This window comes from Flavobacterium panacagri (genome assembly GCF_030378165.1).
GTDB lineage: Bacteria > Bacteroidota > Bacteroidia > Flavobacteriales > Flavobacteriaceae > Flavobacterium > Flavobacterium panacagri.
Genome location: NZ_CP119766.1, coordinates 2,805,895 through 2,823,522 on the forward strand (window position 1 = coordinate 2,805,895; position 17,628 = coordinate 2,823,522).

Annotated in this window: 21 protein-coding genes; 3 read left to right on the top strand and 18 right to left on the bottom strand. The window is 31.9% G+C overall.

Features of this window, described 5'->3' with window-relative positions; all coding sequences use genetic code 11:
* Positions 1-148: 148 nt before the first annotated feature.
* The 7 genes from P2W65_RS12490 to P2W65_RS12520 form a co-directional block, all read right to left on the bottom strand.
* Positions 149-469, bottom strand: a complete 321-nt coding sequence (locus P2W65_RS12490; RefSeq protein ID WP_289665952.1) for a hypothetical protein — start codon at positions 467-469, stop codon at positions 149-151.
* A 128-nt stretch (positions 470-597) separates the two neighbouring features.
* On the bottom strand, positions 598-1,662 hold the full coding sequence (locus P2W65_RS12495; protein WP_289665954.1) for a restriction endonuclease: 1,065 nt from the start codon (positions 1,660-1,662) through the stop codon (positions 598-600).
* A 195-nt stretch (positions 1,663-1,857) separates the two neighbouring features.
* Positions 1,858-2,418, bottom strand: a complete 561-nt coding sequence (locus tag P2W65_RS12500) for a hypothetical protein (RefSeq protein WP_289665956.1) — start codon at positions 2,416-2,418, stop codon at positions 1,858-1,860.
* A 383-nt stretch (positions 2,419-2,801) separates the two neighbouring features.
* On the bottom strand, positions 2,802-3,245 hold the full coding sequence (locus tag P2W65_RS12505) for a hypothetical protein (protein ID WP_289665958.1): 444 nt from the start codon (positions 3,243-3,245) through the stop codon (positions 2,802-2,804).
* Positions 3,246-3,493: 248 nt separating this feature from the next.
* On the bottom strand, positions 3,494-4,786 hold the full coding sequence (locus P2W65_RS12510; RefSeq protein ID WP_289665960.1) for an SIR2 family NAD-dependent protein deacylase: 1,293 nt from the start codon (positions 4,784-4,786) through the stop codon (positions 3,494-3,496).
* Positions 4,787-4,983: 197 nt separating this feature from the next.
* On the bottom strand, positions 4,984-5,169 hold the full coding sequence (locus P2W65_RS12515; protein WP_289665962.1) for a hypothetical protein: 186 nt from the start codon (positions 5,167-5,169) through the stop codon (positions 4,984-4,986).
* A 70-nt stretch (positions 5,170-5,239) separates the two neighbouring features.
* Positions 5,240-6,007, bottom strand: coding sequence for a hypothetical protein (locus P2W65_RS12520; RefSeq protein WP_289665963.1), 768 nt, complete (start codon positions 6,005-6,007; stop codon positions 5,240-5,242).
* A gap of 172 nt (positions 6,008-6,179) precedes the next feature.
* Here P2W65_RS12520 and prfA point away from each other — a divergent pair, with 172 nt between their 5' ends.
* Complete coding sequence (gene prfA, locus P2W65_RS12525) at positions 6,180-7,256, top strand: peptide chain release factor 1 (protein ID WP_289665965.1); 1,077 nt, start codon at positions 6,180-6,182, stop codon at positions 7,254-7,256.
* A 769-nt stretch (positions 7,257-8,025) separates the two neighbouring features.
* Positions 8,026-9,357, top strand: coding sequence for a DUF5723 family protein (locus tag P2W65_RS12530; protein ID WP_289665967.1), 1,332 nt, complete (start codon positions 8,026-8,028; stop codon positions 9,355-9,357).
* A 470-nt stretch (positions 9,358-9,827) separates the two neighbouring features.
* Here P2W65_RS12530 and P2W65_RS12535 read toward each other — a convergent pair whose 3' ends face one another.
* From P2W65_RS12535 to P2W65_RS12585, 11 genes are all read right to left on the bottom strand, one after another.
* The gene (locus P2W65_RS12535) at positions 9,828-10,199 is read right to left on the bottom strand and encodes a hypothetical protein (RefSeq protein ID WP_289665969.1); all 372 of its coding nucleotides are present in this window, start codon (positions 10,197-10,199) and stop codon (positions 9,828-9,830) included.
* Between the two features lie 32 nt (positions 10,200-10,231).
* Positions 10,232-10,588 carry a hypothetical protein gene (locus tag P2W65_RS12540; RefSeq protein WP_109192512.1) on the bottom strand — a complete coding sequence of 119 codons (357 nt, stop codon included), beginning with the start codon at positions 10,586-10,588 and terminating at the stop codon, positions 10,232-10,234.
* A gap of 44 nt (positions 10,589-10,632) precedes the next feature.
* Positions 10,633-10,917, bottom strand: a complete 285-nt coding sequence (locus P2W65_RS12545; protein WP_091491518.1) for a YtxH domain-containing protein — start codon at positions 10,915-10,917, stop codon at positions 10,633-10,635.
* A gap of 51 nt (positions 10,918-10,968) precedes the next feature.
* The gene (locus tag P2W65_RS12550; protein ID WP_109192514.1) at positions 10,969-11,121 is read right to left on the bottom strand and encodes a lmo0937 family membrane protein; all 153 of its coding nucleotides are present in this window, start codon (positions 11,119-11,121) and stop codon (positions 10,969-10,971) included.
* Between the two features lie 39 nt (positions 11,122-11,160).
* Positions 11,161-11,808 carry a porin family protein gene (locus P2W65_RS12555; protein ID WP_289665974.1) on the bottom strand — a complete coding sequence of 216 codons (648 nt, stop codon included), beginning with the start codon at positions 11,806-11,808 and terminating at the stop codon, positions 11,161-11,163.
* A 32-nt stretch (positions 11,809-11,840) separates the two neighbouring features.
* Entirely contained in the window at positions 11,841-12,410 is a 570-nt protein-coding gene (locus P2W65_RS12560; protein WP_289665976.1) for a DUF4142 domain-containing protein, read from the bottom strand.
* Positions 12,411-12,688: 278 nt separating this feature from the next.
* On the bottom strand, positions 12,689-14,473 hold the full coding sequence (locus tag P2W65_RS12565) for a sensor histidine kinase (protein ID WP_289665978.1): 1,785 nt from the start codon (positions 14,471-14,473) through the stop codon (positions 12,689-12,691).
* 10 nt (positions 14,474-14,483) lie between these two features.
* On the bottom strand, positions 14,484-14,933 hold the full coding sequence (locus P2W65_RS12570) for a response regulator (RefSeq protein ID WP_091491512.1): 450 nt from the start codon (positions 14,931-14,933) through the stop codon (positions 14,484-14,486).
* Positions 14,934-14,954: 21 nt separating this feature from the next.
* Positions 14,955-15,506 carry a helix-turn-helix domain-containing protein gene (locus tag P2W65_RS12575; protein WP_289665981.1) on the bottom strand — a complete coding sequence of 184 codons (552 nt, stop codon included), beginning with the start codon at positions 15,504-15,506 and terminating at the stop codon, positions 14,955-14,957.
* A 157-nt stretch (positions 15,507-15,663) separates the two neighbouring features.
* Entirely contained in the window at positions 15,664-15,849 is a 186-nt protein-coding gene (locus P2W65_RS12580; protein ID WP_091491509.1) for a CsbD family protein, read from the bottom strand.
* 166 nt (positions 15,850-16,015) lie between these two features.
* Positions 16,016-16,489, bottom strand: a complete 474-nt coding sequence (locus tag P2W65_RS12585) for a Dps family protein (protein ID WP_289665983.1) — start codon at positions 16,487-16,489, stop codon at positions 16,016-16,018.
* Positions 16,490-16,725: 236 nt separating this feature from the next.
* Between P2W65_RS12585 and pyrF the strand changes: the two genes are divergently transcribed.
* The gene (gene pyrF, locus P2W65_RS12590) at positions 16,726-17,547 is read left to right on the top strand and encodes an orotidine-5'-phosphate decarboxylase (RefSeq protein ID WP_289665985.1); all 822 of its coding nucleotides are present in this window, start codon (positions 16,726-16,728) and stop codon (positions 17,545-17,547) included.
* Positions 17,548-17,628 lie beyond the last annotated feature (81 nt).

Genomic DNA, 17,628 nt, shown 5'->3' on the forward strand with positions numbered 1-17,628 from the left:
AAGACTAAAAATATGATTTAGGTTTATTTTACCCCTAGCTAGCGCTAGTGTCTCGCTCGTAACTTTATGTTTTGAAATTGATTTAGATTGCGTTAACGAGCGAGACACTAGCGCCAGCAGGGGTGTTATGAGTAAGAAGAGATTACTCTTAGAAAGAATTTATTTTTTCTTTTATTTTCGTTAGTAATTTACTTAAGTCTCCTCCAAAATAATTTGGACGGCGAAATTCTTCATATATAATTGATCTTCCAAAATCATTAACATCAGAACCTCCAGTTAAAAGTTCGTAAACTTCCCAATTATTTCTGACGTGATAATCAGCTAATGCTATTGTGTTATCGACTTTTCTTTCAGCATCCCCTCTAATTTTTTTATTTTTTCCATTTTTATAAGTTGGATAAGTAAACAAAAAATCAGAAAGAATTCCATCTAAAATATTATACAAATCTTGCCATTGTTTTTTATTCATCGTTATGACATTTAATTGTTTAAAATATTATAATTTTCCTCTGCTAGCACGAGCGGTTCAGCTTGGGACTTTCAATTTGTTTCTATTTTGATTGCATGCACAATCGTGACGCTCGCGCCAGTGGGGGGCTACGATCTTGTAAGTTTAACTAACATTTCGTCAATTTTTGCTCTTAAGATTATAACTGGTTCATCACCATTATCTTTAAGTTTTAACATATTGCAAATGTCATCTGATGTTAAAATAACAATTAATTTACCAGCCTCCTTTAATGCTCCTTTTGCAGCTTTTATAGCATTGTTATCTGCTCCATTTCTTGCTATAATAAAACTAACAGAGCGCAAAGCAGTTAAGAATAAATATTTCTCTGTTGTGTAAATTTGACCTTGCTTAATTTCTTCTGTATAATTTTTAAATTCAAACAGTACATATCTTGTGTGAAAATCATAAGCAAGTTCAGTCCAAAATGTATTTTGATGAGAAGAAATAATTCTGCATAGTAAATCAAATCTATGTAAACCATCATCTGTTGTAGGTTGGGTTTCCCATAAAGTTAAATCCGTTTTGTTGTTAAATAGATATTTTAGAATATCAATACATTTATTTTCAAATTTTATTGCATCATCTTTACCCGGTTTTAAAGCATGTAAATCTTTACAAAGTTTTTCACCTTCATTTTCTGTTTTTTTTGCCTTTATTGTTGATACACTATTAAGCGATGTAATTATTGTTGATTTATAATTATTATCGACTATCATTAAATCATCTAAAGGTTCGTTAAATGCTCTTGTTAAAATATTTTCAAGATCATAGTAAAGCGTAGAATAATCAAATGCTAAAGAAAAAAGGGTTTTTGCATCCCAGATCGTCACACCAGTTTCTTTGTATATCTCTTGTTTCAAACTTGGTGTTATGTAACTAGAAACAACTAAAATAAGGATAATTTTTTCATCATCTTTTTGCGAAAGTAATCTGAGATAAGCCTTTCTTAAAAGATCTAATTTAGGAAGTTTGCTTTTGTAAAATTTAACTTCAACGTAAGCGAACTTATCGTCGATTTTAGCTGAAAAATCGTAAGCATTTTTTTTTGATGGAATTTCTGTTTTAAATCCATTATTATGAAAAATAGTTTGTACAAGTTTTTCAAATTCTACATACATCGGAGAGTCATCAAATGGTAATATTTTGTCCATGAATTTTTGAGTTATAAATTTTATAAAATTTAGATGTTTAGGATATTTAATGTTGCTAATAAAATCTTAGATTGTACATTAGGAATGTATTTTTAATTGTAAAATAGATACTTTTTAATAATTTAAAAGCAAACATCGTATTTAATCTAATTTTACCACCAAGTAAATATACCTGATTATAAAAAATCAAAAGAGTTATTTAATCTCCTTCAACATTGTAAGTAACTCAGGAATTTTATTTACCTGTGATTCTGTCCAGAAATAATGTTCGTTATCTGTAGAACCATTATCTTTTAGATAAATAGATATTCTTCTTGAACTTTTTTCAATATAAAAACTAAACGTTATTTCTCTTGAATTAAAAATGTAGGTTGTAGATTGATTTCTTTCAGTTTTTTCTTTAAGATTTGGAATAACATATGTCTCAATAAATAATATGAATTCATCCACTTCGTTTAAATCAATCCACGAAGATTTAAAGTAACTATTACTTTTTCCAAGCAATTGAGACGTGATAGTTATATCCATTTGCAATGATTTTACTTTTTGGTTAGATTTTAAATCGATTGCTTCAACAGGAAAGAAAGAAACTATTTCGCCAATTCCAGATTTAAATTCAGCTTTCACATTCCAATCTTTGTTAATTTGGGTTATCTCTGCATTATCAATGAACTGTCTAGTTTCAGAATTTTGTTTTTGAGAATAGGTTTTTGAAATTATTAGTAGCAGTAAAGATGTAAATAATAGTTTTTTCATTTTTGAATATTTTTAGAATCATTGATTAAATTATAATCAAAAATAAAAGCTAAGGAATCAATTATATTACGGAAAACCGTAAGAGTCTTAAAAAAACGAAAAGCCCATGCTGCGCAAATGTCTCTGACTTTGCGCCAATTCTTTGTCATTAATTTGAAAACATAAACATCTCAAAATCTCTGACTTTATTTTAGGAATGTCTTGTATTAATTATTTTTAGAACAGTAAGTAAAAAGTCAGGAGACTTTTGAGTGGTTTTCGGATTTATAAGAAACAAAAAAACGCAAAGTCGTAGACATTTGCGTAGCGTTTCAGTTGAAGACTTCGGAGAGCTGGGGTGTATTCCACTGGCTAGAGCGGGGACAAGATTCGAGAAAAATATTCTATTTTTCTAATTCAGCTTTTAGTTTTTCAACTATTTCCTTTTCAAATTCTCTTTTCAGCATTATATTTTGAAACAAACCCAATTCCTGATTAACTAACTGCCAACCCGTTTTTCTGTTTTTGTGTACAGCCACTAGGGCAAAGTCTGTTCCGTTATCAATACTAGGTCTTGTCCATGCTTCTATTCTCTTTCCTCCTAAATCAAAATAAATGTTATGCCAATAGTCAGTTGTATTTTCATCTTTTAAATCAAGATTTGTTAGATGCATTTTTTCCAATGCCTCCAGAATTTTCTTTTCAGGACTTTTGATGTAATAAGTTTCTGCATAAGGATATTTTCCTGCAGCATAAATATGAAATGTAGAAAAAAACGAAATTAATTTATACGAAATGAAAAGTACTATCGCGATAAGGATAACTAGTTTTAGCTTGGATCTGGCCATTTAAGTTTTAAATTTTTAATTACGTTTTCTAATTGAATAATATATTTATCTTTTGATGAGCGAATATCTTTATTTTCAGTATCGTCGATAACGCGGATTTGTAATCCGTGCCCACAAAGATTGGTTTGTTCTTTGTGTAAATATAAAACAAAAGCTACATGTTTCTCTGTAGCTTTTGTTTTAATGATCTGTATTATGTTAAACTGTTGCGGGCACGGATTGCAAATGCGCGCTATCGGGTTGGAGCATTATATTTGGTTGATATGATAGAGGATTTTTTCCCAGCCATTATCGTCCATTCTACTGATTTTTATAAATGACTTATTCATTAGGACTCTTGGAACTTCTACATCACCTATAACAACAATTACAAGTTTAATTTTTTCTTCGGTTTCTTGTAAAATTACGTATTCTAATTCTCGATGAAAAGTATTTGATTGTATAGAGTTTTTAGTAATTAAAACAAGCCCAATTTGAATTTTTTTAAAGTGTTTGTATATTAATCTTTCTTCAAAAGATTCAGCAAATAGCCAGCCACTATACTTATGACCATTACTTTGGATTCTTTCAGAAACTTGCTTTTGCAATCTTTCTTCGCCACTAGAACAAATTATTAAAATATTTTTTGATGTTTTAGGAATAATTTGTTCGTTATTAGTTTCACAATTAGTGGTAATAATTTTTAGATCGTTTAAAAAAATCTCGATTTCACCATGATTGTTTGATTTGTCATAATCAATGACTTCTAATCTTCTGTCAAGTAATAATCTTCTTTTTTCCGTTAGATTAAATTTATCAAAAGGTAAAAGAATAAAATGTTTATCTAGTGTCCTTGAAAATATTGTTGAAAGTCGATCTAAAATATAATCTAAATCTGGATCTGAACCTCCGAAACCTATAAATAGAACACTATGGGTTGTAAATAGTGTTTCTAAAAAACTTAAATATTCAGGTGTCCTAAATAGTAAATTAGTATAACTGCGACTACCTAGAATTATCGTTTCAGATCTATCTATATCACCATGTATTTTAAATATAAAGAAGTTATCCTTTCTTAGAGGAGTTGAAATCGTTTTTAAATCTTCTTGAGTGAATTTTTGTGGTATTCGACCAGCATTAGTAATTGCATATGCCCCTTCAAGCAATGCGTCATAATTACTTGTAATTAATGCTCTAAATGGAATTTCACATATTAAGTTATGAACGTTTTGAGGTTTTACATTGGCATCTCTAAAAATCTGTGACAGAAAATCACTAAACTCTCCCTTTCCAATACATTCTTGAAGTTCTTGAGCTGCCATTAAATAATTTCCTTTGTTTATCATTTCCTTTATGTGGGAAGGATCATTCCAAAATGAAATGTTTTTATCTATCCCAAAGGCAAGTAATTCTTCTAAAAAATTACCCCAATTAGGTAAGTTTTTACCATTACTTCTTTCTACTTGAGCGGATAAACCTGAACCAACAAATAAAACGCATTTGTTTTTTTTTATTGCTTCAATTAATTCCCTAGGTATAATCCCCTTAAATTTAGTTTCCATTTTTATATTTTTGAGACTTAATAGTATTTGTCTTTAAGAAGAATATATGTGAACTTCGATAGTGCAGATTTACAATCCATGTCAACAACAATTTCACAGTATACAAATCACTAAAACAAAGTATAAAGCAATCTTTGCGAGTAAGGATGGCACAATCCGCGCTATCGAAACTTGTAGATATATCTGTGCGATATGGTTTAGTTCTTTTCTAATACAATTGCAAGAGCGAACATATAACTTCCTGTTGCTGCCGTTGTAATTGGATAAACATTCACGACTTTATAACCATCTTCTAAAAGCTCATTTACGCTTGGATATTGTTCCTCGTGAAAATCGTTACCACCTTTATTAGTGTGACTGGTTACTGTAATTAATTTTTGCATAATGTGTAATTTAAATTTAAAATTGTTTTTTTTTGTTAATTTTTATATTGTCTAGAGTACAGTATTGAAACTATTCTCCTTCTAATTTTTTTACACTGTTTTGTGCTAAAACGTTTGTTTTTACGTCTTCCATTTTTACAATCAAATTAAAAGGATTATGAAGTAAGGTTGGATTTTCTTTTAATATTGCTAATTGATCTTGTGTTAATGTTTGGGCAAAAACCCTAGGTTCTCCATCAATAGTTGCTTTTGCAAATAACAAACTACCAACTAGACTTGAAAACTGAGGAATGTCTTTTGTTTGTGCTAATAAAATTGCAATTGCATTTGCTGTGTTTAAATCAACTTCCGATTGAACTTTATCAATATACTGTAATTCAATACCTCTTTCTACTTTTTCTAATCTTGTTACGATTTCTGATTTACTAAAATCTTTAGTACCAACCCAAAATTTTTTTATCCATGACCCCTTTATTGCAGGATTTTCTTTAGTTAATTCTAAATCTACCGTTTTTAAGACATTTACAAAGTTTTTGTAGAAAACTTCCGCTAGTTCATAATTATCAGTATCCAAATAAATTTCGCAAGGGATATCATTTGTTATTTTTGTTGGGTTATTATTTTTTGAATTATTGTTTTCATCTTTGATTCCAATTACTCCAATTGCTTTGCCCAGAATTCGTTTTATTATCCAATTTCTATTACGTTGATTGGAGTTTCCACCTGTTGTAATTCTAAAGTTCTTTGGTGTTCTTGGATTTCTGCCTCTTCCTCCATTTGATGTTTTTGGTTGTGAGACACTATTTGAATTTTGTGTTTTCCTCTTTTTAATTTCCATTCTTTTTTCTTTTAATCGAGATAAAAACAAAACTCGCATTTATTTTAAGTTCGCCACCACGTAAAAATACCTGATTTGAAGAAGAAAATATTTCAAAGTCGTTAAGAAAATAACCACTAGAAAAATCAATAAAAATTTTGTAATTTTGCAGTCCAATAAAAGGAATTAGAAAATGTTAGATAGACTTCAATATGTAAAGCAGCGATTTGATGAGATTTCGGATTTGATTATTCAGCCGGATGTTATTGCAGATCAGAAACGTTATGTACAGCTTAACCAGGAATATAAAAGCATAAAAGCACTGGTTGAAAAGAGAGAAGAATACATTCTTGTTTTAGCCAATATTGACGAAGCAAACGAAATTATTGCAGACGGTAGCGACGCAGATATGGTTGAAATGGCCAAAATGCAGCTGGATGAAGCAAAAGAACGCTTGCCGCAACTAGAGGAGGAAATCAAATTTATGTTGATTCCTAAAGATCCTGAAGATGCTAAAAATGTTATGGTGGAGATTCGCGCCGGAACGGGTGGGGACGAAGCGAGTATTTTTGCAGGAGATTTATTCAGAATGTATACTAAATACTGTGAAGGCCAAGGATGGAGAACATCTGTGGTAGATATGAACGAAGGTACTTCGGGAGGTTTCAAAGAGGTTATTTTTGAGGTTTCGGGAGAGGATGTTTACGGAACTTTGAAGTTTGAAGCAGGTGTACACCGTGTACAGCGTGTTCCTCAGACAGAAACGCAAGGCCGTGTGCATACATCGGCGGCAACGGTAATGGTTTTACCAGAAGCAGAAGAGTTTGATGTACAGATCGATATGAACGATGTTCGTGTAGATTTCTTCTGTTCGTCTGGACCTGGAGGACAGTCGGTAAATACTACGAAATCGGCGGTACGTTTAACGCATATTCCAACTGGATTGGTGGCGCAATGTCAGGATCAGAAATCGCAGCATAAAAATAAAGATAAAGCCTTAATCGTATTACGTTCTCGTTTGTACGAAATGGAATTGGCGAAAAAACAAGAAGAAGATGCTACTAAACGTAGTTCTCAGGTAAGTTCTGGAGACCGTTCGGCTAAGATTCGTACGTACAACTATGCGCAAGGCCGTGTAACGGATCACCGTGTTGGTTTAACGCTTTACGATCTAGGAAACATCATGAATGGTGATATTCAGAAAATTGTTGCCGAGCTTCAATTGGTGAACAATATGGAGAAATTGAAAGAAGCTTCGGAAGTTTACTAATGTAAACTTCTTAGGTTCTGAGATGCTAAGATACTAAGTTTTTTCTCTTTGAACATATATTTAAGCCGAACTTTTGTTCGGCTTTTTTTATGGGAAAAACTCAACGCCTTAGAATTAAAAAAAAAACATAGCCAGTGGTTTCAACCACTGGAACGCAACGTATATGATTCGAGTATATTTTGGAAATCTGCTGAATTTGCGAAACCAGCTGGAAATAAAAACTGCCAATCTTTGTAGAGCTTCTCGTGTGATCTTTCCTTCGTCAAGATGACAAACAACAATATATTTTTATAAATGAAAAGCATTGATTGGAAACATAGCCAGTGGTTTCAGCCACTGGAAAGCAAAGTAGAGGATTTAGTGTATGTATTTATGAAATATTACGTAAAAGAAAAAATGCAATCTTTGTAGCTTTTCGTATGTGATCTTTCATTCGTCAGTAGGACAAACAAGGTAAAACCTTTGTCTCTTTGTAACTCTGTAACTTTGAACCTCTCTTCAAAAAGTTATTTTTTCAAAAATTTAATGTAAAGTTTTCAAGTAGAAAAAATCATTCATAATGGTTTTTTCTAAATTTAAATTAAGGGCAATACTACAGCAAGTATTTAAGCAGTAAGATTTATAAGAACTTTTAGTAAAACTTAGTCTCTTAGTGTCTTAGCATCTCAGTGCCTAAAAAAAAAACTTCACGAATCGCCAGATTCGAGGAGTTTTTTTTTAACATTTTTTGTTTCATATTTGTCAAACCAACCAACCTTAAAATCTAATTATGAAGAAAACTTTACTATTATTTTGCTTCTTTGGAAGCTTTTTTTATGCGCGATCGCAATCTTATTTTGGTTTTCGGGACGACAATTATGCCGGAATTCAAGGCGTATTATTTAACCCTTCTGCTGTAGTAGATTCTAAGTATCGATCTGATGTTACGATTTTTTCTATGAGCGGAACAGGACAAAACGATTTATACGGAATAAATGTTTTAGACGCTTTAGACGGCGATTACGATCTGAATGTAGATGCGAGCAAAAACTTCAAAAGCAATAACAGAGGAAACCTAAACCTGGATATTTTAGGGCCTTCGTTTACGCTAAACATTACGCCTGTACATAGTGTTGCGCTTTTTTCGCGCGTTCGAAGCATTACCAATATGGTCAATGTAAACGGAGAATTAATCGATGAGGTCAATAAAGATATTGATGCTTCAAACAGCTTTTTAATTACCGGTGGCAGTCCAAATGGAGTTACAAATTCTTGGGCAGAGATTGGCGCTTCTTATGGAACGGTTTTATTGGACCGCGACGATCATTTTGTAAAAGGCGGAATTACGCTGAAATACCTAATGGCAGGAGCAAATGGGTACATTAACGGAAATGATATCAGTATTGCTTTCAATAAAAATAATGCCAATCCAGCGTTGAGTGAGTATTATTCGACAGGAACTCTAAGAACTGCTGCAAGTTATGATTATGAAAACGGAGATAAAATGAAGTTTGATCCGTCTTCGGCTGGAGTGGGTGTAGATTTAGGATTTACTTATGAATATCGCACGAATTGCCATACTTGCATTGGAAACCGTTATAAATTTAAAGCAGCGGCTTCGGTAACAGATATCGGAAGTGTGAATTATAAAAACATAACAGAGAATACCTATAATTTAAACGGAAGAGTAACACAGCAGGATATTGACGATGCTGAAGATATTTTTGAATTTATCGATTCTAATTACACTAAAACATCTTCAAGAAAAGCCGTTAAGGCAAATCTGCCAACAGCGTTACATACCAGTTTTGACTGGAATATCGACAATAGGTTTTACCTGAATTTAAGCGGTGATTTCAGTTTAGTCGATGCGAATAAAGTCAACGGAACTACAATTGCTAATTCGGTTACGTTTACGCCAAGATACGAAACAAGACAGTTTAGTTTTTATCTGCCAGTAACGTATATGGAATACAGCGGTACACAGATCGGAACTGGTTTTAGAGCTGGTCCAATCTTTATTGGTTCTGGAACTTTGGTTTCCAACCTATTCTCCAACAATTCAAAAGGCGCAAATGTGTTTGTTGGTTTGAAATTACCGATTTATCAGAATTACAACTAAGATGCTGAGATACTAAGATACTAAGATACTAAGATACTAAGATACTAAGATGCTAAGATGCTAAGATGCTGAGATACTGAGGTTCTGAGGTTCTGAGTGTTTTTTAGTTCTGCGAACTTTTTTAATAGGAAAACGGTCTGTTTCACTTGTGAAACAGACCGTTTTATTTAAAGTCTAGATTGTTTTTAGCTATGATTTATGGTTCAACTAAATTTCGATTTAGCGAAATAAAAAAAACTCAGAATCTTAGCATCTTAGAACCTTAGCAACTTTAAAATATAGTGAAGTTCTTGTCTTCATTAACCGCTTCCCCCAAAAGCGTATAATGAAAGTTAGACACCTAAAAATACTCTTGTGTATTCAAAACATTTATATAGGTTCGAGTAAACGTATACACCATTTTTTAATACTATTTCGCTTAACTTTTCCATAATACATAAATTTAGTTTGACAAATTACTCTTGCGATGTTTAATATTGTGATGAATCTTCTTCTTCAGAAGTTTCATTGGAAGTTTCGTTCTGTGGTTTAGAAACCAGATTGGTAACAATAAGCTGTACAATTGAGCCTAAAACTCCCTTGAACATAGAATCGCCTTTTCCGACGATAAATCGTTTAGCCAGGTAACCAATTCCAATACTAATGGCAGATTGTGCTATATGACTTTTAAAACCTACTGTTTCGTTTATTTCTTCGACAGTATTTCGAATTAAATTGATTGGTTTTAAATTCTCTTTCAAATCATCGATATGATCTTTTATAGCGCACCACTCTTTGTCTTGACGAACTTCTAATTCTTGGATTTTTTGATTTAATTGATCAATATTGATAATAGCCTCCATAGGTTAGTTTTTTGTATTAATAAATTAAATCTCTATTTCGTTTCCTTCAGAATACTTGAAATAATAGTATTCCCGATAGGTGTTTTTATGATTTTATGGTGTGATTTGACCACAATAATAGCAACTATTAAATAAAATAATGCCATAATAAAAAAACCATAGTAATACTCTCCAAGTTCTTTACCAATCCATAAACTGATCCCTACATTTAAAAACAAGGTAAAAAATGCAACAACAATCCCGATTGCTATCTTCGATGCTAATGATGAAACACCATCAGCAACTGAACACACTGTTTTTAGTTTTAGTAATTCTAAACTTGTTTTAGCATAGTTTTCAGCTTTTTCATAAAGATTAAGATCCTCGTTTGTTGTTGCATTTGGTTCCATAGTGTAGGGTTTTACGGTTTGAAAAATTCTAATTGATTTAGCTTTTAGTAGTTTGATTTTACTGCTTTAGCATCGTCTTTTAGCGTGTTAAAATCATCTTTAACTTGAGCTAGTTTAGATTTTCCATCTTCGATAATTTCTTTCCCGTTTGATTTAATTGTACTAACAATACCATCAAATTTTGTTTTAATATTATCTCCGTAATCTTTCGATTTATCTTTGATTTTTTTTCTTGTGTTTGATCCTTTGTCTGGTGCAAATAAAACACCTATTGCTGCTCCCGCCGCTGCGGCTCCTAAAATTCCTAAAATTGTTGTGCTAGTTTTCATAATAATTAATTTTAAATAGGATTAATATTGATAATTTGTTGATTTAAAGTTTTAAATTTCTCGACCTTTAATAAGTCTAAGAAGTACTGCAATAATGGCAATTACTAAAAGGATATGAATAATGCTTCCGAAACTGTATACAAAGAACCCTAAAGCCCAAAGTATAACCAAAATCACCGCGATTGTATATAATAAATTAGACATGGTTTCTTATTTTAATGGTTAATAATTAATTCTCTTTTTTTAATTCAGCTTATACGAAAGGTATAATGTTAGGTTGCTGTTTTTGGCATCTGGAAATGTGTAAGTTCCTAATGCAGTAGATCTTTCTTTTCCAACGGTTGTTAAACCATAGTTGTAACGAACTCCAATGCTTATTGGATCAAAATCTACTCCAACACCTGCAGCAATACCTGCGTCAAATTTTGCTAGATCGTCTCTGTCAATTTCTTGTTCAAACTCAACATCGCCGTTTCCTGTAACTTTAGAACTTACCAGATAAGAAGCATATCCACCAGCATGAATATTAAAGTTTTTAGTAACATTTACTCTTACTAAAAGAGGTAGCTCGATGTAATTTAATTTGAATTTAGCATCTCCATTAAACCCGGCGCCGCTATATTCTAATTTTGCACCTTTTGTAGTAAACAAAAGTTCTGGCTGAATGGCTACAATATCTGAAATAGGAAGTGTAGCATATAGTCCGGCGTTAAAACCGTATAAAACGTTGTTGTCATCTACATCGTCTCCGCTATTGTATAGATTCGACATATTGAATCCTCCTTTTACACCGAACTCGGTATTTACATTAGTGTCCTGAGCGTGCAGCGTTCCAAATGTTGCTGCTAAAAAAAGTGTGAAGGCGCATAAAAAATTGGCTTGTAATTTCATAGTTAAAAATTTAGTTAATAGATAATAGGCGTTTATACATTTTGTTTTCGTATTCTTTCGGTTTCCCTTAAAAGCTTGTATTGTTCAGGCAAAAATCTCAAGACTAGTTCCAGAATCTGTTTATCGTTTGTTTCTCTAGAAATGGTCTCAAATAATTCAATTTGGTCGCTTAAAGCTTCTTTCATGGCGTTTAAATAGACATCGTTAAAATCGCTGCCTTTTGCATCAATGAGATTGTACAGATCTCTTTTGTGTGTGGCGTTTATTTCAGTAATGACAATGAGCTTCATGGCGGCCATTTTTGATACTTCGTCCAAAACTTGATTTTCTTGGATCTCGATTCTTTTTCCTAATTCTTGGACGATGGCGTCTGAACTTTTTTGTTGTGCAATTTGACTTTTAGAAATAATTGACTTACTCGCATTTGCCGTCGAAATAAAGAAATAGGTTTCTGTCTCTTCTTTTTCTGTTATCACAAAAGCTTGGTTTTTAAAAGAATTTTCGATCGGATTAATTTTTCTGCATGACGTCATACATAGTACTAATACGATTAAGAAAAAGACTTTAAATATTGAAGCTTTTAAGGGGATAATTGCTTTCATTGTTATTTCCTCAAGTATTACATTACAAAGATGCTAACGAATGAAAGATTTTGCTTTACAGCATAAAAACGAAACGTTATATAATTCCCATAGCCGAATTATTTTTATCGTTTATCCTTTATAATTCAGTGGTTTAATTCGTTTTGGTTTGGGCGAAAAAAAAAGAAACCATAGCTTTTTCTATGATTTCTTTTCATGTTTTAGTAAAAAGAAGAGATTTTTTTTTCTTACAATTATGTAAACTCTTTTCTAATTTATGTGATGCGTATTTTTAGTTTTTAATCTGGAAGAAAAACGGTGAATTGAGAACCTTTTCCAAGCGTACTGTCGGCAATGATATGACCTTTGTGATTTTCGACAATTTTTTTACAAATCGCCAGTCCTATTCCTGTTCCAGGATAATCTGTTTTAGAATGCAGTCTTTGAAAAAGAATAAAAATAGTTTCTTTAAACTGAGGGTCAAATCCCATTCCGTTATCTGTGAAAGTGATTTTATGAAATTTCTTTACCGATTGTTCCAATATTTCTGGATAATCTGATGAATTTACTTTTTCGCTTATAATTGATATTTCAGGTTCTATTTCTGGCTGACTGTATTTTAATGAATTTCCAATTAAATTAATAAACAGCTGCTCGATCTGATAAGGGATTACTGAAAGCTTAGGAAGTTTATTGGTTTTGATCACCGCTCTTTTTTCTTCAATAATTTCTGCCAATTCAGATTCTGCGTTATCCAAAAGTTCGTTCAGGTTGATTTTGATGAACTCTTTTTTAGTGGTATTTGTTCTTGAAAATAAAAGGAGATCATCAATCAAAACACGCATTCTTTTGGCTGAGCTTTCGATTTTAGTAATGTAATTTTTTGCAGTGTCAGACATTACCGCTTTATCAGCATCAGAAACCCTTGAAATAAAAGTTTGGATTTTTCTAAGCGGTTCTTGTAAATCGTGACTTGCAACATGATTGAAAGATGCCAGTTCTTTATTGCTTTTTTCTAGTTCTTTATTACGTTCTTGAAGTTCAATATTTAATAAATGTTCGTCTGTAATATCAAAATTAATTCCAAGCAAAATTTTACTTCCTTGCTGGTCGGTTACGATTTTTGCAGTTGTTTTAAAGTAACGGACTTCATAATTAGGACGGACAATCTTATAATAAACAAACGTAAGTTGTTTTTTCTCTACAATTCCGTCCATATATTTTGCAAATGTTTCTTTATCGTCAGGATGAACAAATTTTAAAAGAGTCGCTTTATTGGGAACAAAAGAATTTGGTTCATGTCCTAACAGACGGTATTGATTGTCTGAATAATCAATTTTATCGGCATCCAAGTCCCATTGCCAAGTGCTGAAATTTCCAATACTTTCCGATTCGGCAATTAAACCGCTGGAAATTAAAAGTCTTTTATTAAACACTTTTAAACGTTCAAAATCACGGCTGATTTGTCTATAAGCTAACAAAATAAAACATAATGCAACCAAGAATAACGAAATCGAAAAAAGCGGACTTAAAGAGATTTCTGAATCGTATATCTTGAGTCTTGTTTTTAGAAAAGTCTTTTCGATATCATTCATTTCATCCACTTTAAAGCGAATGTTTTCCATCAAAATTCGACCGCCAAACATATGATTGTCTAGTTTTCTTTTGTCGTAAGTTTTAGGATCGCTGTATTTTAAACAGTTTTCAAAAGACACAAAACGCTGAGTGATAAGTTTGAATAATTTTTGAAGATTTTCCTGTTGCTGCGGATTGTCAGCAGTTAGTTTTTTTAAAGTAATAAAAGAAGTATTTACTTTATCTCTCGAATAAATATAAGGCGTAAGAAAACGGGCGTTGCGAGTTATGATATAACCTCGCTGGCCCGTTTCTGCATCTTTAATCGCCGACATTAGTCGTTCGAGCTGGATGTTTATTTCATAAGTATGCATAACCACTTTACTCGATTCATTCAAGTCCTGGTTATGCTTGTAAGCAATTGAAGAAAGAAATAACAGAATGAAAACTGCGATTACAAAAATAACTCTCAAAGAGTTTGAAGAATTAAAATTTGGTATCCACTTCATTTATGTATGCTTATTTTAGTCGCAGCAAGAAATTATCACGGTTAAGTCCGGAAGTGTGATAATGCCAGTTTACGGTCACGACCTCATTAATTATTTTTTTAAGCGTGTTGAAATCGCTTGGCTTTTTGATGTAAATATTGGCGCCCTGAATAAAGGTGTCTTCAATATCTTCTTCAGACGAAGAAGTAGAGTAGATTGCAATGATTATATCTTTTAAATGCTCTGTTTTCTTGATTTCAATTAAACATTCTTTACCTGTTTTTTTAGGCATGTTCAAATCTAGAAACAAAATATCGGGAAGTTTATTATCTGTGTTCATTAAATGATCCATCAGCTGCATTCCGTCGTGAACAAAATTTACATTTGTCTGTATTTTGATTTCTTCAAAAGCATCTTTAAAGAAAAGACGGTCATCTTCATCATCATCGGCTAATAAAATGTGTAATGCGTTTTTTTGCATTTGATCGTGGTATTTGGGTTTTTATTTTAAATTTTCTCTTCTCTTCTTAATAATTCTCTGAAAAGCAGACGGAGTAATTCCGGTTGTGTTTTTAAACTGTGTACTCAAATGGGCAACACTCGAATAATTCAGTAAAAAAGCAATTTCAGTCAGACTCATTTCATTGATAATAATCAATTGTTTTGCTCTTTCAATTTTCTGTAAAATAATAAAGTTTTCAATAGAAGAATAAGTTACTTCAGAGAAAACATTAGATAAATATCCATAACTGTGGTTCAGCTTTTCAGCCAAAAATACAGAACTTTTATAATTATTACTATCGTCCATAAAAACAAGTTCGATAATCGCATCTTTGATTTTCTGAACAAGCACACTTTTTTGATTTTCAACTACTTCAAAACCATGAGGGGCTAAATTGCTTTTTAAACGCTCAAGTGCTTCGGCATCCATATTGTCCTCAATCTCAATTTCTCCAAAACCAAGAGTTGTAAAATTTACATTATTTTCTTCCAGATTTTGTTTTAAATAAAGAGAGCAAATAGTATTTATGTCGAACTTTATAAATAGTTTCATTTTATAGAAATTTGGTTAAAGATACTTAATTTATTTGGTGTTTTTGCTTAAAAAAAGCTTAGAATTACAAGTTAAATGCATTTTAAAATAAAATTATCAAAAAAATACCGCCTAATATTTTTACTAGACGGTATTTTCCCGGTTGAGTTGTAAGGATTTACAAATCTGACAGGATTTTGTGGAATTCTTCTTTAGTTTTCCCCAATTTCTGCTGAAGTCTTCCGTACATTTCGTCTTCTTTACCTTCAGCAAACATCAAATCATCATCTGTTAATTCAGCATATTTTTGCTTCAATTTTCCTTTTAACTCGTTCCAGTTTCCTTTTATTTCAGTAGTATTCATGGTGTTTTTTGTTTGTCGTTATTAATAATGTAAAATTGCAAATTATCAATCGGTTTTTTGTTACATTACTTTTTTAGACTGTTGCATAATTTTCATTTTGATTAAAAATTAAGCACTAAAAATTGACAATTTGTAGCAACATCAAATTGATATTGCCATTGCCATATTAAATCTGATATCTTCTTAGAATCCAAGCCATTTTTTCGTGTTCTTGAAGTAGCCCCGTAACAAAATCGGCAGATCCCGCATCGTTTGTTTCATTTTCAAAAACAGGGATATAAGCTCTAAACTCGGTTACCAGTTGTTCATGGTTTTCTAAAAGCTCAGATAACATATGTTTTTGTGACGCGTATTCTTTTGGAGATTCTTTAAGAGTAGAATTTTCGATAAACTCTTTCATTGTGCCAATTGTTTTTTCGCCCAATTGATTAATTCTTTCAGCTACTTCATCGATTTGAGCCTCAAGAATTCTATATTGTTCTTCGAACAGTTTATGTAATTCCATAAAACTATTTCCCGAAATGTTCCAGTGAAATTTTCTGGTTTTTACATACAAAGTCATTTCGTTAGATAAAATCGTGGCTAATATTGTTGCGCTCTTTTTTAGGTTTTTTGGTGTAATTCCAATATTTGGGCTCATAATTGTCTGTATTAAAGGTTATTCTCAAAGATACCTTTCAGATTCAATTTTCTTTTACACAATTTTTAATAGAAGTTACAGAAATTCAATGTTGATGATATTATTTGGAGAATAAATTATTTATTATCAAAACCTGTCGGGTTTGCTTAAAACCTAAAACAACCAACAATAAACAACCAACAATAAACCATAAACAATTATAATTTGTAATTTTGCCGCACAAGCAAAAAGACAATATGACAACACAACAACTACACGAACAAATTCTTCAAAAAAAATCATTTTTATGCGTAGGCTTAGATCCAGATCTTTCAAAGATGCCGCAGCATTTATTAGACACAGAAGATCCAATTTTTGAATTTAATAAAGCGATAATCGATGCTACTCATGATTTGACTGTTGGATACAAACCGAACACAGCATTTTTTGAAGCATACGGAATAAAAGGATGGATGTCTTTGCAGAAAACAATCAATTATATCAACGAAAATTATCCTGATATTTTTACAATTGCAGACGCAAAACGTGGTGATATTGGCAATACTTCAAGCATGTATGCTAAAGCATTTTTTGAAGATTTGAATTTTGATAGTGTTACAGTTGCTCCTTATATGGGGAAAGATTCTGTTGAGCCTTTCTTGGCTTTCGAAAATAAACATACCATCATGCTGGCTCTGACTTCAAACGAAGGCGCTTTCGATTTTCAGACTTTAAATACCAACGGAAAGGAATTATATAAACAAGTTTTGGAAACGTCAAAAACTTGGAAAAACAGCGAAAACCTTATGTATGTCGTAGGCGCAACTAAAGCAGAATATTTTACCGAAATCAGAAAAATTGTTCCAGATAGTTTTTTATTAGTTCCAGGAATTGGTGCTCAAGGTGGCAGTTTATCCGAAGTGTGTAAATATGGGATGAATGATAAAGTGGGGCTATTAGTGAATTCTGCCAGAGCGATCATCTACGCTTCAAACGGAACTGACTTTGCTGAAAAGGCTAGAGAAGAAGCTTTGAAAGTGCAGAAAGAAATGGAAGAGATTATTAATTCTAGAGCATAATAACTTTATAAAGATTAACCGCAAAGTTCGCTAAGGTTTTTTGCAAGGCTCGCAAAGAAAATAACTTTGTGTTCTTAGCGT